Origin of the sequence: Paenibacillus sp. Root444D2 (assembly GCF_001426375.1) — a bacterium.
GTDB lineage: Bacteria > Bacillota > Bacilli > Paenibacillales > NBRC-103111 > Paenibacillus_E.
The window spans coordinates 1-14,919 of the sequence record NZ_LMEO01000039.1 but is presented as its reverse complement, the minus strand read 5'-3'; the positions used below and the strand labels follow the sequence as shown (position 1 = coordinate 14,919).

General features: G+C 41.9%; 14 protein-coding genes and 1 tRNA gene. 3 read left to right on the top strand and 12 right to left on the bottom strand.

Translation table 11 applies throughout. The features are described from left to right. Window positions 1–392: 392 nt before the first annotated feature. From ASD40_RS21650 to ASD40_RS21630, 5 genes are all read right to left on the bottom strand, one after another. Window positions 393–1,460: an FUSC family protein gene (locus tag ASD40_RS21650; RefSeq protein WP_057305245.1), complete on the bottom strand. Its 1,068-nt coding sequence runs from the start codon at window positions 1,458–1,460 to the stop codon at window positions 393–395. Between the two features lie 98 nt (window positions 1,461–1,558). After that, the gene (locus tag ASD40_RS21645; RefSeq protein WP_057305244.1) at window positions 1,559–3,016 is read right to left on the bottom strand and encodes an ATP-binding protein; all 1,458 of its coding nucleotides are present in this window, start codon (window positions 3,014–3,016) and stop codon (window positions 1,559–1,561) included. 182 nt (window positions 3,017–3,198) lie between these two features. Then, on the bottom strand, window positions 3,199–3,834 hold the full coding sequence (locus tag ASD40_RS21640) for a spore coat protein (RefSeq protein ID WP_057305243.1): 636 nt from the start codon (window positions 3,832–3,834) through the stop codon (window positions 3,199–3,201). 144 nt (window positions 3,835–3,978) lie between these two features. After that, window positions 3,979–4,164 (bottom strand): DUF3934 family protein, encoded by a 186-nt coding sequence (locus tag ASD40_RS21635; protein ID WP_057305242.1) that lies wholly within the window; start codon window positions 4,162–4,164, stop codon window positions 3,979–3,981. Between the two features lie 26 nt (window positions 4,165–4,190). Next, complete coding sequence (locus tag ASD40_RS21630) at window positions 4,191–4,631, bottom strand: HEAT repeat domain-containing protein (RefSeq protein WP_414858801.1); 441 nt, start codon at window positions 4,629–4,631, stop codon at window positions 4,191–4,193. Between the two features lie 197 nt (window positions 4,632–4,828). On the opposite strand from ASD40_RS21630, the gene ASD40_RS21625 reads away from it, so the two are divergent. Beyond that, on the top strand, window positions 4,829–5,215 hold the full coding sequence (locus ASD40_RS21625) for a helix-turn-helix domain-containing protein (protein WP_057305240.1): 387 nt from the start codon (window positions 4,829–4,831) through the stop codon (window positions 5,213–5,215). Between the two features lie 168 nt (window positions 5,216–5,383). Here the strand turns inward: ASD40_RS21625 and ASD40_RS21620 are convergent, their stop codons facing one another. The 5 genes from ASD40_RS21620 to ASD40_RS21600 form a co-directional block, all read right to left on the bottom strand. Then, window positions 5,384–5,569, bottom strand: a complete 186-nt coding sequence (locus ASD40_RS21620; RefSeq protein WP_057305239.1) for a hypothetical protein — start codon at window positions 5,567–5,569, stop codon at window positions 5,384–5,386. A 93-nt stretch (window positions 5,570–5,662) separates the two neighbouring features. Beyond that, window positions 5,663–6,517 (bottom strand): oxidoreductase, encoded by an 855-nt coding sequence (locus tag ASD40_RS21615; protein WP_057305238.1) that lies wholly within the window; start codon window positions 6,515–6,517, stop codon window positions 5,663–5,665. 170 nt (window positions 6,518–6,687) lie between these two features. After that, window positions 6,688–7,563: a helix-turn-helix domain-containing protein gene (locus tag ASD40_RS21610; RefSeq protein WP_057305237.1), complete on the bottom strand. Its 876-nt coding sequence runs from the start codon at window positions 7,561–7,563 to the stop codon at window positions 6,688–6,690. Between the two features lie 13 nt (window positions 7,564–7,576). Next, window positions 7,577–10,126 (bottom strand): LuxR C-terminal-related transcriptional regulator, encoded by a 2,550-nt coding sequence (locus tag ASD40_RS21605; RefSeq protein WP_057305236.1) that lies wholly within the window; start codon window positions 10,124–10,126, stop codon window positions 7,577–7,579. Window positions 10,127–10,717: 591 nt separating this feature from the next. Next, window positions 10,718–11,491: an arylamine N-acetyltransferase family protein gene (locus ASD40_RS21600; RefSeq protein ID WP_057305235.1), complete on the bottom strand. Its 774-nt coding sequence runs from the start codon at window positions 11,489–11,491 to the stop codon at window positions 10,718–10,720. A gap of 241 nt (window positions 11,492–11,732) precedes the next feature. On the opposite strand from ASD40_RS21600, the gene ASD40_RS21595 reads away from it, so the two are divergent. Both ASD40_RS21595 and ASD40_RS21590 read left to right on the top strand, forming a co-directional pair. After that, complete coding sequence (locus ASD40_RS21595; RefSeq protein ID WP_057305234.1) at window positions 11,733–11,975, top strand: hypothetical protein; 243 nt, start codon at window positions 11,733–11,735, stop codon at window positions 11,973–11,975. Window positions 11,976–11,992: 17 nt separating this feature from the next. After that, window positions 11,993–12,400: a hypothetical protein gene (locus ASD40_RS21590; protein ID WP_057305233.1), complete on the top strand. Its 408-nt coding sequence runs from the start codon at window positions 11,993–11,995 to the stop codon at window positions 12,398–12,400. On the opposite strand, the gene ade is transcribed toward ASD40_RS21590, so the two are convergent. Beyond that, window positions 12,377–14,185 carry an adenine deaminase gene (gene ade, locus ASD40_RS21585; protein ID WP_057305232.1) on the bottom strand — a complete coding sequence of 603 codons (1,809 nt, stop codon included), beginning with the start codon at window positions 14,183–14,185 and terminating at the stop codon, window positions 12,377–12,379. The two genes, ASD40_RS21590 and ade, sit on opposite strands and share 24 nt — an antisense overlap. A gap of 636 nt (window positions 14,186–14,821) precedes the next feature. After that, window positions 14,822–14,892: transfer RNA gene (locus ASD40_RS21580), tRNA-Gly, on the bottom strand. Window positions 14,893–14,919 lie beyond the last annotated feature (27 nt).

The following is a 14,919-nucleotide window of genomic DNA, read 5'->3' as shown; positions in this document are numbered from 1 at the left end:
AAAGCTGAAATGCTCATTGACTTGCTAGCGAGATTATTCATCTCATTATAGTCGATTGCTCGACTGTGCTTACTCACTCGTTGTTCAGTTTTCAAAGATCAATTTCTTTCGCTCACTGCCGTGTTACCGAAGCAGCGAGAAGTAATATACCATATTGGAATTTCATTTGCAAGCTTTTATTTTATTTATCCATTCGTGAAGATATTCAACACGTTCAGACTCATTAATAATCGTTTGCCTTGCTTGTCCGTTTGGAACAAGAATCATAATATAGCACATACGATTTCGTAATGCAACCTCTAATTCATTTTTTATGATGGAACCTCCCGAGGTGCCAGAACATCTGGCAAACGAAAGGTTCAGTAAGTCTATTTGATGAAAATTGTTTTAATCTATTTTAACCTAATGCTTTTGAGCAATAAATCGAGGGGTTCTCTCTCTTGTGATTCTCCGCGATGATCATGTTGGGCAAGCTTATCCAACCGCGCTATCTGATGACCATAGTCGTACATAGCCGCAGCCACAACCGACAAACGCAACATTCCTTCCGGCTGCTTATTATAACGTTCGATGAGTACAGTCATGAAACGCTCGTTCTCTGCTTCCATCTCCATACCTTCCGAACAGTCCTCCTTGAGCTTATCATCAAATTTCAACAGAATGTGCTCGTGGAACTTTATTAGCTTTTCCAAATGATCATCGAAATAGACATCGATTGCCTGTGTGCGGGACGTTTGAAAATAGTGCTCATCCACGGCTTCAAGAACCTCAAGCCCTTTGTACATCACAAGAAGCTTCTGCTTGTAAACAACAAGTTCACGAATACGGTTTAACCCGCTTCCCTTAATTTTCTTAATCTCTTCTTCCATGAGTCTGTACTTATCAGACAAAGATTTCAAGCTGCTGCGTAGACTTTCTTTTTCCTCACGGAAAACGGTCTCTTTCATTTCATTAGAGATAACCGTACGAAGGAGGAGCGACATTTTGGCAAAAATCGTACGAATCTGTGCAGCGAACTGCTCTTTGGGCTTAGGTGGAAAGAATAGGACATTCACCACGAATGCACAACCGATACCAATCAAACTCAGCAGCAAACGATTGACGGCAAATTGCCACTCTCCGGAAGCCTCCATGACCGCTACCACGGTAACTAAGGTAAGGCCGATCGTTTCTTCCATACCCATTCTTAAACTTATGATGATGACAATGATACATACAATTCCAATAGCAATCACGTTATTAGAAAAAAACATACCCGCAAGCAGTGCCAATGCCGCGCCTAGAATATTCGTCTGCAACTGCTCTAGGAAATAACGCCAAGATCGATAGATCGACGGCTGCATAGCAAAAATTGCTGCGACGGCTGCAATAACTGGAGGGGTGAAATTAAGCCAAGCACTTATGTATAAGGCCAAAGCAACAGCAATCCCCGTCTTCCACACGCGCGCACCGAAAACCATGAAACCCCACCTCATCCACAAAAATCTTATTCGTTATTATCTTACACAGGTACGGATATGGATGCAAAGATGTGGTTTAGAATTTTTAAACGCCTTTCTTAGCCGGTATCCTCCGAATGATCCATCCAGGCTCGCAAAGGCAGGCTAAGAATGAACTTACTGCCATTACCTTGTTCACTCTGAAGAGTAAGGGAACCACCGAGCAATTTGGCAAGCTGCAAACTGATGGATAAGCCTAAACCTGTTCCTCCATATTTACGAGTCATAGCTCCATCCCCTTGCCGAAATGCTTCAAATATCAACTGCTGCTTATCTAGGGCAATGCCGATGCCAGTGTCGCGAACGGCAAAGTCGATCCACTTAGGCGAGGCATTATTGTTGTGGTCACGAATTTGAACGGATAAAGTAATCCTGCCTTCTTCTGTGAATTTTATCGCATTCATAAGCAGGTTACGAAGTATTTGGTTGAGCTTCTGTGAATCCATTTGAATGATCGTTGGCACATCTTTTCCCACGGTCACGTTGAAGCGCAGCTTTTTGGAATCCATCATTGGCTTGAATTGTTGTTTTATGTAATAGGCAAGCTCTTCAATGACGACTGGCTGCCATAGCATGTCCATTTTGCCCGCTTCGATCTTGGATAAATCTAATACGCTATTGATCATTTGAAGCAGTTCATTTCCCGAGGTATGAATGATATTCGCATATTGATTCACTTCCTTTGAACTCGTTATCTCTTCACTTTCCCGTATCAGATCTGACAAAGCGATTATACTATTTAGAGGTGTTTTGAGTTCGTGTGATATGTTGGCAATAAATTCCGATTTATAGATTGAAGCCTGTGCCAACTGCTGTGCCTTCTTCTCAAGCTCACGCTTCGATTGTAGAAGTCTCTTGGTCTGTTTTCGCAGAATCACATTCATATTACGTATCTTGTCCGCCCGCTGCTGCTCCTTATAGAAATCTCGAATAATGAAGACAAAAAAAGCACTAAGTAATAGGGCGGCTGGATAGGTGTACGGGGCAACTTTAGTCAAATAAATGATCTTAGGTACGGCACCGAAACTAGCAATACCGATGACCTGAAGCGAGTTCATTGAGAGGATGGAAATGAGCGCCTTTTTCTTATAGCTCCATGCGCTTTTTTGATATTTAGCCACAAGGATTGCTGCCAAACAACCCATCAGCATAATATTTAACGAACCCGTAATAGATTGTGGATTAATGCCGGTAATGCTGTATCTGGCCAGCGCAATTCCAAATCCAATAATGAGCAACATATAGTGCTTACGGAACAATAGTGTTCCGTATATGATTGGAACGACTCGCAAATCAAATAACATGAATTCAGATACTCTCACGCCAAAAAACATCGTTAGCCACCCTGAACCTATAAAAATGGCGACAAGCACCGTCTGTTTCACGGTCCAAGATGCATGCTGAAACATATATTTAAAGCCAAGATTGAATAAATAAGCACAAGTTATCAAAATACAAATATTCACAAAAAAGCTTATACAAATGGTTATGATAACACCTCCTGATCCTAAATTCATACAAGCTTATTTCCAATTATAACTACTCATCTTCTATGAAATACCCTTATCTATGTAGGTTTGAAACAACTAAATAAGCACGCTTCTAAACTTTTCTATGAGTAATAAAGTGAGTACTAAAGTTTAACGAGCAAAGAAAAACCAGCACGGGTCGATGAGACCGATACTGGTTTATTTTAAATTTAGTGTATAGTTCCTGCTCTGTTATTAGGCGGCATTTGTGGCATTCCTTGTGCCGGAACAAAGGTATTAAGCATTTTTTGCATATCAGTGGCTTCAAGTTGGGGAACTTGATAGTAGCCATTTCTATTTTGATACAAGAAAATTTCATAGGCCATCTCGATAAAGTTCTGTACTTGAGATGCCAATACACGACGTACAGCAGGATTCGTCACTTCAAGGGAAGTCATCGTTAGCAGCGTAGCATGGGATTTCACAAGGCCTAACATATGCGCGCTAATGCCTGCATCCTTCACATCAGCCAGCGATTGATTCGGCTTTTTGGGCTGTGTTGGTTTGATACCGTAGATCGGCTGCGACAGATTTCGGATCATATACGTCTGCGTTTCTTGACTCGGCTTCTGCCCTGTTGCAAAGCATTCTGCCGTTATGTTGTAATGGAACAGCGTAAAGTTGTACTGACGATCCAAAATATCCAGAAGCTCGTTATCTTGGACGAATTGTCTAAACATCATGAACTGGTCCAGTACATTAATTGTACAAGATAACACCTCATGTAAATCAAAGAGCTCATGCCCCCCATGATTCATGTTCTGCATGCCTTGTGTCATGTTATTATTTGGCGTTTGCTGCTGCATTTCGAAGTCTCCTTTAATGAATGGAATAGTAACTTCGATAATATGAGTTATGTTGTGCGATTTTATTCGTATTGTAGGTAAAATACCCCCCGACAGGATGCCGAGGGTTAGGTATTTAAGATATGGTCTTACGAGCAGCAGCCGCTATGCTTTAGGTTTATCGCCACTGCTGCTACTCGCGGCCTTTGCAGCTTTGGCTGCTGCTAATAGACCTTTACTTTTATAAGGTTTTGGGGCACTCTTTGCTCTATTGGCACTAGCTTGCCATCGGTTCCAGCCCTTACTGTCTGTCCCTCTACCGGTTCCGCCTTTACCCTTCGCTTTGCTCATGTACTCACTCCATTATGTTGTGGTTCTTATTTTTTCAGCAACGATGCCCATGTGGTTTCAAGCCATTGATCGAAGTCAGAGCCTTTGTCACCTTCGTAAGTATCATATACGTCACTTCTGGTCTTCTGTAACTTCTCTTTAAACTCTTCAAACGTATGACCTTCCGGCAAGCTCTTCTTAATGCGCACAAAAACTTTACCTGCACCTTTAATCAAGTCACCTTTTTTTCTTGGCGGCAGCTGAACATCCTCACCAAATGCACGGAGTTTGCGATAAGCAGCCTCTTGAATGGGATATACAGCATCGCCGCTCATCATACGCACTAGAATATTAATGGTTTGTTGGTCGTTATACTGGCCTAATGCTTCAACGGCTTCTAGACGTTCTCTCCAATTGGATGTACGATTGGCCGATTTTTTCAATTCCTCAAAATTGGGAGGTATTTCGTTTTTTAATTCGATGGTCAAATGATTCAAGCTCCTTCTGTCTGCTGTTATTAGATTGATGTTACACTTTTTTGAAGTGGAGCGCCAACTTTTTGCTGATTATATTTATAAATGGGACATCAGAGTACCATTTATACAGGATTTTATATATTTTATCATATTATACGGGTATCTCTTTTTATCAACGATTTCAATAACCTCAATTTGAGGTGAATGAGATGTCCGATTTTTTAAGACTAGTTGGCGAACGGTTAAGAATGGTTAGAAAGTTAAAAGGTTTAACACAAGATCAGTTGGCTGAAAAAACAGGCAAGGATAGTATGAGTAAATCGCATATTTCGGATATAGAAAGAGGTCAAAGAAATATTTCACTTCTTACGTTGGAAATTTTGATGAATGCTTTAGAAATCGATCCCAGCGAGTTGTTTAATTTCCAGAAGCTTGATGGTGAAGGAATTCATGAGAAAAAGCTGATCCTTGATATTCACAAAAGTATGCTCATGGAGAGAGGGCTTGATGAGGTTAAGTATGTCGTTCGGACAACGAATGATTTCCTGGATACTATTGATGCCAAGGAGTCTGGTAGAAGGAATAGGAAGAGCTAGCGTTTCGTGTTTACTCAGGGAGGGTATCGTATATGCATTCGCATTCTTGCTGCCCTTCCTGTATGTTTTTTTACTCTCAATTTAATAAAATGCTAAAAAACAAAACAACGACCAGCTCACACTAATGCGAACTGACCGCTGCTTCATTGGCTATTCATGATATCAGCCTCAATTTACGACTACACCCCTACAGTACTTGCATACATCTGCATCGATAGCAATTTCCTCGTTACAATAAGCGCACGACTTATGTGTTTGCAAATCAGCCACCGGAACCACTTTGCGCTTCTTCACGTTCATGAGAATCAATAAACCAACCACAACCACGATAACGGCCAACAACCAATAAACCATACCGAAACACCTCCTAGTTGATAAACAACTTCTGATGATTCTGTATAAGTATATTCGGTCATTCTTGTCCATTTGTCTTTGTTGTGAACAAGATTAAAATCCTCTTACATCATCATGGTCCGTTCCCGTAATGACGTCATACCAGTCTTCAATGTCTTTTTCAAACCTTGCCGTCTTTTCTCTATACATAGCCAGTGTGTCATTGCCTAGAGGCAAATGAATCGGGGGCTTTTCAGAATTGGCCAATTTAATGAAAGCTTGAGCGAGCTTCTTGGGATCGCCAGGCTGTTTTTTATTAACTTGTGTGGCAAAGCTTCGCATTTCTCCCACCGTGCCTGCATAATCATCGATGACATTAGCAGTTCTTATCAAAGACATTGGATCAAGAAATTCCGTTCTAAAAAAGCCTGGTGCCACGACAGTTGCATATATCCCTAAAGGAGCTAATTCCAATGCCATGGATTCCGTAATGCCTTCAACAGCAAACTTGGTGGAACCATAAATCCCCCAACCTACATACCCGTTCAATCCACCCACGGATGAAATATTGATGACATGTCCCGAGCGCTGCTTACGCATGTAGGGTAAAATCGCACGGGTAACGTTCAGTAAACCGAAAACATTGGCATCATAATTCTGTTTCACTTCTTCATTCGAAGCTTCCTCAACGGCACTCAGTAATCCATAACCAGCATTATTGACTAGCACGTCAATTCTTCCGAATTTGTCTGCTGCTTGTTTCGCTGCATCTAAGGCTTGAGCTTCATCCGTAACGTCCAGGACAGTTACAAATAAGTTTTCGTTGTTATCAAGCTCCGCGGCTAATTGTTCAGGCTTGCTGCGAACGGTTGCTACCACCTTATTGCCCTCTGCTAAAGCAGCTTTTGCAATTTCCAATCCGAACCCTCTGGATGCTCCCGTGATGAACCAAACTTTTTGATTTTCCATTATTTGTTATCTCCCTCTCGTCTTCATATTTTGAATTGAATAACTCATGAACCCAGATTAACACAACGTATATCGTCCTACTTTTCCAAAAGGCCCAAAGTATTTGTTCATTTAGCCCAAATAAAAAAATCTTAGCCCGGCGAGTACCGAACTAAGATTTTTGTTAGCTTTTAGCTTAACTGTTGCTTGTAAAAGGACGGGGTGTAGCCAAAATGCTCTTTGAATACCCTTGAAAAATGTGCAACATTCTCAAAGCCCGTCGTAAAGCAAACATCCGTTACTGACATGGCTGAATGGGTCAGCAATTCTCTAGCCTTCTCCAAGCGTTTCTGCCGAATCCATAGGGATGGGGACGTATTGTAAATCGTTTGAAAATCCCGTTTGAAGCTGGACAAGCTTCTGCCTGATAAATAGGCCAAATCATTCACTGAAACAGGATTCAAGATATTTTGTTCCACTACGGTTGAGATATCGGATCGTACCTGCTGCTTCAATTGAAGTAATTGCTGTATGATATTTCCGTTGGCATGGCTAAGATCAAACAATAATTCCAACAACTTGATTTTAATTAATCCGTCCTCGATGTTATCAGGTTCGTTGAAATATGGTTTTAACGACCCTAAATAGGTTAACAATCGTTCACTTATCGGATTTACGAAAATAGGTACCAACGCTGTTGGCTGCACAGATTGAATGTCCGCCATTTTAATAAAGTCTTTGAGCAATTCATCTTTTAGAAAAAACATCATGTACTCTAATAAGTAAGCCTGATTTGGTTCGCCTGATTTTTCATATTCAATAACAATGGATTTTTGCAAAAGTACCATTTCATGCTTATGAGCAATGTACACCTGATCGCCGTATCTCACCGTATAGGTACCATTCAGCACAACCATGAGAAGGTAGTCTTCTAAGAACATAGACCCTTGTTTACCTACCGTGTTAGTGCACGATTCAATGACTGTGAGGCCTTTGAGTTTCAAAACGCTTTGATTGAATGGCGATGCCGCTAAGTCTTGCGGTGCTTTTATTATTCTTTGGGTCATGCGCACCTTCTCCTCAATTCTCTACTTCTTTGGCACGCTGCAGTGCCTGCACACGATTGTTTACTTTAAGCTTTCTGTACACATTCTTTATATGTGACTTTACAGTTTCACCCGAGATGTTCAACTGATGAGCGATTTCTTTGTTCGAAAATCCATTGCCAATCAGCTGTAATATCCTCATCTCCTGCTCTGTTAACGTTTCTTTAAGAGATAATTCTTCTGGAGTGACATGAAAAGCTTGTAGCAGCTGTTTCACGTAGGCAAAGGAAACCCCTGAGGTATTTCTTAAACGACTGCTTTGCTGTCCCTTCAAATAAACCGAAAGCAACTTCGCCATTATAGGGCCTTCGTCAATAAAGCTGCGGATGTACCCTTCTGGTTCTCCCAATAACAAAGCGATCTCTAACGGAACGATGGCAGCCTCATCTCGACCCAAACGCTGAAGCATCACACTTTGTAAAATTAATACCTTAATTCGATCTCGTAGACGATCTTCTTTACTTAATAAAAGATTCAACCGTTCTAATAGGTGTAACGCTTCATGTGTCCGTTCACATGCTGAAAGCACTCTAGCTAAAGCTAGATGCTCTGTCAAGCGATTCATGGAAACCTCATCCGTATGCGCCAGACCACACCCTTGCATCCAATCAAAAGCATCTTGGGTGGAGCCTTGCTGAAGGGACAAACACGCTTGTTCCGCTTCGATTTTCAACATCAATAAATCATAATCAGGGGAGTTAATTTGCAATTTTAACTGCTCTAGAAGATCTGAGGCTCGGTTTGAGTTTCCTTTGGCTTGCTGAATTCGAGAGGCACTGATGGCAATTTGAATCAGAATCCTCGCAAAAGGCTGCATATCCTTGCGTCCTTGTGCCTGCTTTATAAAAAGTTCAGCCTCATCCAACCGATTCCACTCATACAGCAATTTGCCATAAGAAGCATACAAGAATCCGATAAATGGATATTCTTTTTTGTGTTCCCACGTTTTAATCCATTTCAACAAAAAGGCATGCGCCGCATGAAGATCATTTATAAAGGCAAGATGATCATCAAATGCATCATAGCCCTGATATCTATTCCGACCCATTGTTTGGAAGAAACTTCCTTCCGGTATGTATCGTTCAACCAACTCGAAGTATTCCGACGTTCGCACCAAATCTTTTTGCAGATACGACATGACCGCACAAAAAAAGTAAATATTGCCCATTGTGCGGTTCCATTCTACATCGGATAATTTCTCCTGCAGCGCTTGAAACCGGATCCTGGCTTGCTCCACTCTTCGAAAAGCCGCTTCCCATTGTCCGACTCCGAGCAATACGGATATATAAAACATTTCGATCATAGGCTTCTCCGCAAAAGAATTTTCCGGTAAAACAGACACCCATCTAATCAGCGCGACACTCTTCGATTGCACTAACGTTTGAAGATTTTTCTCGATCAAATGAACGGCGTTCGCATACTGCTTCCCCTCTAAATAATGCTCCACCGCTTCTTCTTCAAAGCCATGATTCTCCAACCAATTGGCCGCATTTATATGCGATTGTTTCCATTTATCCGGATACGTTCTGGACAATTGTTGTTGCAAAAAATCGGAAAGCAAGTGATGATATCGATACCAATTCCTTTGATCGTCTAAAGGAATGACAAATAAATTCAGCTTCTCTAGTCTTTCCAATTGTACTTGACAGTTCATTTTACCTGTTACAGCCTCGCACAATGATCGATTCATTCGACTTAAGATAGACGTTTCCAGTAAAAAGTCGCGCATAGACTCCGACTGATGTTGAAGCACTTCTTCTAGTAAATAATGGGATATATGATGCTGCTGACCGCTAAATTGATGGATAGACTTTGCTATATTATTACTGCGCTTCAAAGAAATTGCTGCTAGCTGCAAGCCGCTGATCCATCCCTCAGTCTGGCGGAATAGCTCTGTTACTTGCTCCTTCGTTAGTAATAAATCGGTCGTATCCCGAAAAAAAACAAGTCCTTCATCTAATTGAAACCGCAAGTCTTGAATAACGATTCGGTGTAAGTCACCTTTAGCCAATAACCGAGCGGTTGGGATCGCCAAATCAGTCCGACTAGCGATGTAAAGATGAATATGGGGAGGCAAATAATTAAGCAGATAAACCAACGAATCGTGGATCGCAGGAAGCTCAATGACATGATAATCGTCAAGAATGATCACCATTTTGTTTGTAAAGCGATTTAATTCATTTAAAAGTGCTTTGATAACAGTCTCTGAAGACTCCGAAGGCCCGTTCTCAAGCAGAGAAGAGACAGCCTTGCCGAAGCCGGGAACTCTCTCCTGGATGGAAGCTGTGACGTAACTCCAAAACTGAATCCAATCATTATCCTGCTTATCTAGTGAAACCCACGCTACGAGCGCACTACACAGTTTCGCCCATTGACTTAACGCAGTTGTTTTGCCGTAACCAGCCTGTGCGGAAACAAGCGTCACCTTCGCATCCATTCCCTCATTCAGCTTGTGCATCAGCCTGGGCCGTGAAACCAAAGCGTTACGGATATGTGGTATATGAAGTTTTGTACTTACGATCATAGAAGAACTCCTGTTAGTATCCATACTTAAATTATATCTCATTTTCTTGTAACACGGCATAAGTTCCGCAAAAAAAGGATTATCCCTTAAGTGCCAGTACTTTCAGCAGAACCGTTACAGTCTCTGCTCTCGTTGTTTGGGCAGCTGGATCGAGAAGAACGCTAATTCAGCGTTTTTTTGCGTTGATCTAAAGTACTTTTACTAGATGCATCAACCATACCCTTTGAACATAATATATAAATAAAGCGCTTCCAAAACTGCTATCGTGGAGAATTTGTAAGAGACCTATATAAATAGGGAGTTGATGTCCATGTTCAACCCTAAAGAATGGACCAAACAAATGAAATTCATTCATGGCGTTGCAAGAACTATCTACATCAACAAACACACTGGATTACCAAAGCTAAGTTGTACTTTCACCAAGGAGCAGCAGAAAGAGTTAGAACGTGAAGACAGTAGGTTATCACTTTCGTAATTAGAATCATTTCGTATTACTTCAAGTTAGAAGAAGAAAAAGGTCCCCTTTACGGGGGCCTCTTCGACGTTGAATAAATGGAAATCCCACTTTGTAATACATGACTACATGAATGATTAATCTAGATGAATACCAAAATGCTCTTGCAGTGCCGCTTTATAGTCTTCTTCGTTCTGCGGAGTGAAAGTCCTTACCCCGGCGGATGTGAAGATGCGAAACTCTCGGCCCGCCAGCGTATTCCGCCCCTCCAGGGTGCGTATGGCTACCATTGGGTTTTTGATAAAAATCGAATCCGGGGCGTTCTCACACCAGAAGGTCGCAAAGATAAAATCCTTCGGCAGCTGAGGCTCCTCCGTAAACGAGTAAATGCGGATCCATTCCTTGTTCTTCTGCTCACACAGCATCCAACCGTAATAGGCATCGCGCTCGAGACGGTAGCACTCTCCGCCTTGATGCTGTTCAAGACCTTCGATCCACGCTATTGGCCTGCGGGGGACTATCCCCCCTACTCCGACATCGCACAAGAAAATCGTGCCTTCTGCTTCTACCTTCAGGACGTGATGGCGTCGTTTCGGTGGTGTGTTCGGCTCGTCGCGCCAAAATCGAGCAACCAAGTCAGTGACCGAATAGCCAAGTTCTCGCAGCAGCCAACCGAATAATGCATTCAGCTCGAAGCAGTACCCACCGCGTCCACGCACGACAATCTTTTGATATACATCCTGAGGATCCAACGATAGAGCTATCCGGTTCATAATGTCCAAATTTTCGTACGGAACCGTGTGCAGATGACACTCCTGCAGGTCAGCTAGTGTCTTTGCGCTGCCATCGAGAGAACCTTTAAACCCGATACGCTCAAGATAGGTCTGAATCTGACTACTTTTACTGAACATGTTGAGCACTCCATCCTTTGAGAGTTAAACCAGTCGATATAGTTTATTTCTTTTTTCATTGATAGACAAGTTCGTAAGATTTAACAACAATATACTTTTAAAAATACCATCATCACCCTATTTCTGCCTTATATTCCTTCTAACTCTTCATAAAAAGCTTACAAAACGACAACGGTTTTCGAGCGACATTTTAGTTCTAATCCGTTAATCTATGAAAAAAGATTCATAGGAGGGCTAACTTATGATTCAAAACTTAAAACTATGCACGACGGGCTTGTTAATTATCTCCATCATGTTTCATCTTTTTATAGATATAATCAAGAAAAATAAAATCATTAACTATCCAATTAACTATCCAATTCAAGAAGAGGAATCCATCAAAGTTGTATACCCACAGTATATCGACTGCAGCCGGAACATTAATCTTTCACTTCTTCCCAATGATTATCTTTTTACGGATGGGCAGCTCAGTGAGATTCATTAATTTAAGGAGGCCATACTGTGTCAAACAAGCTAATCAGTGATGAAGAGTTGATGTTGCTGCTGTCTCCCACTTATAATAACGAAGAAAATGAGCAATCAGAGAAACCGAAGCTAACCATGAAATTACTATATGAGCTTATAAAAAAGCTAAAACAAGAGAACATGTTGCTTTCCAAACGTGTAGACGAATTTGAACAGCAATTGAGTTTGATGCATCAAATTCGAGATGAGGTGGCCACCACCCTAGATATGCCGATTATCGAGGAAACCGAAATCACAGTAAGGATGGAAGCTGAGCTCGTTTCCGGCCTCCCGCAAACCATCCAAACCTCCCGCGCCGAACGTCATCCTTCTAAAAAGAATAAAAAGGATAAGTCCTTTTGGACCTATTTATTTAGCCACTTAACCAATTTCCACTTCAATTAGCTTGAACTGTGTAACATCGACAATACCTCGGTTTGAAATCCGAATTTCAGGAATAACAGGTAAAGCAATTAATGAGAATGTCATAAACGGAGCGTTCAGCGGGCAGCCAATTTGTTTCCACGCTTTTTCGAGCTCTGCAACCTCTTTAACGACTTCAAGCAATGATTTATCTGACATGAGGCCTGCGATGGTCATAGGTACTTGAGCCAGCACTTTACCGTTCTCTACAACGATCATACCGCCTCCCATTTTGACCAGCTCATTTGCTGCGAAAGCCATATCCTGCTCATTGATCCCCATAACAATTAAATTATGACTATCATGCGCCACAGTAGACGCAACCGCACCTGACTTTAATTGAAAGCCATGGGTAAAACCAAGCGAAATTTGACCCGTTCCACGGTGTCGCTCGATGCAGGCTAGACGGATAATATCCTGCTCTGTATCTGGTTGGATGATGCCTTTCTCAACAACCAGCATTGCTGTCATTTTCTCTGTTCTTGCACTGTTTTCAATAATATTAATGACATTAACCTTCGTCTTATCCTGATTACTGCGACTTACAAGCTTGAAGTCCTCAGCTGTAAGTTCCCGCTTAATGTTCATGGAATTACGGATGTGCTCGGGATAGACGAAATCAGGGAAATCAACCGTAAGCTTTCCATTATTAAAAACAACCTGACCATCGGTAATAACGGTCGAAGGGTCGACCTTCTTTAGATCATCTATAAATAAAATGTCAGCACATTTACCAGGAGTGATGCTGCCCAAATCTTGCTCCATTTTAAAATAACGCGCCACATTAATCGTTACCATTTGAATCGCGGTTACAGGATCGACACCCTCTTCGATCGCGCGGCGCACCACATGATTGAGATGCCCCTTCTCCACCAAGGTTTGAGGATTTACGTCATCCGTGACGAGCGAAATATTGGCCGTGTTGACCTTATCTTCGGTTACCACCTTAATGACCTCTTTGACATCATGCCAGGCCGAGCCTTCACGAATCATAAGGTGCATGCCCATGCGGACTTTGTGGAGACCTTGTTCCCGAGTTACGGTTTCGTGATCAGATGTCACCCCGGATGCCAAATAAGCTTGCAGCATACGATCATCATCACTTGGAAAATGCCCTGTGACGGTTTTACCACTCTTGATCGTTTCTTCAATTTCCCCGCACATTTTTGGATCGCCGTAAACGACACCAGGGAAATTCATGACTTCGCCTAGTCCGACCACATTGTCCCACTGCAGTCCCTCTTTAATATCGGACACTTCTAAGCGTGCACCTGCATCTTCTAAATCCGTGGTCGCTGGTACGCAGGATGGGAAAGTCGTGAATACTTTGAGAGGCAGCTGCTGCCCCTCTTCGTGCATCAGCTTTACACCTTCTGTTCCAAACACATTGGCAATTTCATGAGGGTCCATAAAAATCCCCGTTGTACCTTTGGCTAATGCCGCTTTGGCAAACTCGGTAACGGAAAGCATGGTGCTTTCAACATGCATATGACCATCTAAAAATCCTGGAGACATATACTTCCCTGTGGCGTCGATAACGACAGTTTGAGCCCCAATGGTATGGTCTGCCTTCCCTACATATGCAATTCTCCCAGCGGCAACAGCAACATCCATATGCTCAATTAATTCACCAGAATAAACATTGATGAGTGTTCCATTCTTAATGACTACATCGGCAAAAGCCTCGCCTATTGAAACCTTCGCTAGTGTTCTGCTCACATCGACTAGCTTATTTCTTTTATTTAGAGTTCTTTTATTTAGAGTCATGGATTTTGTACTCCTTTATGTATTTAAATTCATTGATCTTTCCTGGTTCGGTGACAACTGTCACATCTCCCTTGAACATTGGTTCACATGCTTTAATTGTATCCTTCACCATTTAATTTATCATGAAATAGATTTTTCTCAAGGATTACATGCTACTGCAGAGGATTCCCCATTTCTATTTATTAAATTATGCTGGGCAAAAGTAATTCAGATGTTAAAAAGCTTCTGGTGATGGGCTTTGTACAACCTTAGGCAAGCTAATCCGCGTTCTCCACCACGAATGTTCCAAAAAGAAACTGATGATTCATTCAGTAACATTGTGAAGGGTCATGGGCTATAGTAGTTATCAATGTTGTACGTTCTACAACAATTCACACGCCAAAAGGCTATTTTGCGAGTTGAAGTTGCAGTTCGTACAACATTTCGGACCCATTTGTTGCAAAATAGCCTGTTTAGGGCCAAATTGTTCTACATTATGCAACATTGAATGGGGAGAGCCGGGAACTTGTCAATAATTGTTGCACTTTCTACAACATCATTCAACCGAGAATTTTATTCATCCTGCTACCTCAAGTGAGCAATATGACGATGTTTTCTAACGAAAAAAGACCACCCGTAGGTGATCTTTTTCTGTAAAGCGGGCGGCGGGAATCGAACCCGCGCGATCAGCTTGGAAGGCTGAAGTTCTACCATTAAACTACGCCCGCGTGTCTATCGGGACGACACGATTTGAA

Coding starts and splice junctions, on each gene's coding strand:
- ASD40_RS21650 (WP_057305245.1), bottom strand. CDS start 1,460: ATGGTTTTCGGTGCGCGCGTGTGGAAGACGGGGATTGCTGTTGCTTTG.
- ASD40_RS21645 (WP_057305244.1), bottom strand. CDS start 3,016: ATGAATTTAGGATCAGGAGGTGTTATCATAACCATTTGTATAAGCTTT.
- ASD40_RS21640 (WP_057305243.1), bottom strand. CDS start 3,834: ATGCAGCAGCAAACGCCAAATAATAACATGACACAAGGCATGCAGAAC.
- ASD40_RS21635 (WP_057305242.1), bottom strand. CDS start 4,164: ATGAGCAAAGCGAAGGGTAAAGGCGGAACCGGTAGAGGGACAGACAGT.
- ASD40_RS21625 (WP_057305240.1), top strand. CDS start 4,829: ATGTCCGATTTTTTAAGACTAGTTGGCGAACGGTTAAGAATGGTTAGA.
- ASD40_RS21620 (WP_057305239.1), bottom strand. CDS start 5,569: ATGGTTTATTGGTTGTTGGCCGTTATCGTGGTTGTGGTTGGTTTATTG.
- ASD40_RS21615 (WP_057305238.1), bottom strand. CDS start 6,517: ATGGAAAATCAAAAAGTTTGGTTCATCACGGGAGCATCCAGAGGGTTC.
- ASD40_RS21610 (WP_057305237.1), bottom strand. CDS start 7,563: ATGACCCAAAGAATAATAAAAGCACCGCAAGACTTAGCGGCATCGCCA.
- ASD40_RS21605 (WP_057305236.1), bottom strand. CDS start 10,126: ATGATCGTAAGTACAAAACTTCATATACCACATATCCGTAACGCTTTG.
- ASD40_RS21600 (WP_057305235.1), bottom strand. CDS start 11,491: ATGTTCAGTAAAAGTAGTCAGATTCAGACCTATCTTGAGCGTATCGGG.
- ASD40_RS21595 (WP_057305234.1), top strand. CDS start 11,733: ATGATTCAAAACTTAAAACTATGCACGACGGGCTTGTTAATTATCTCC.
- ade (WP_057305232.1), bottom strand. CDS start 14,185: ATGACTCTAAATAAAAGAACTCTAAATAAAAGAAATAAGCTAGTCGAT.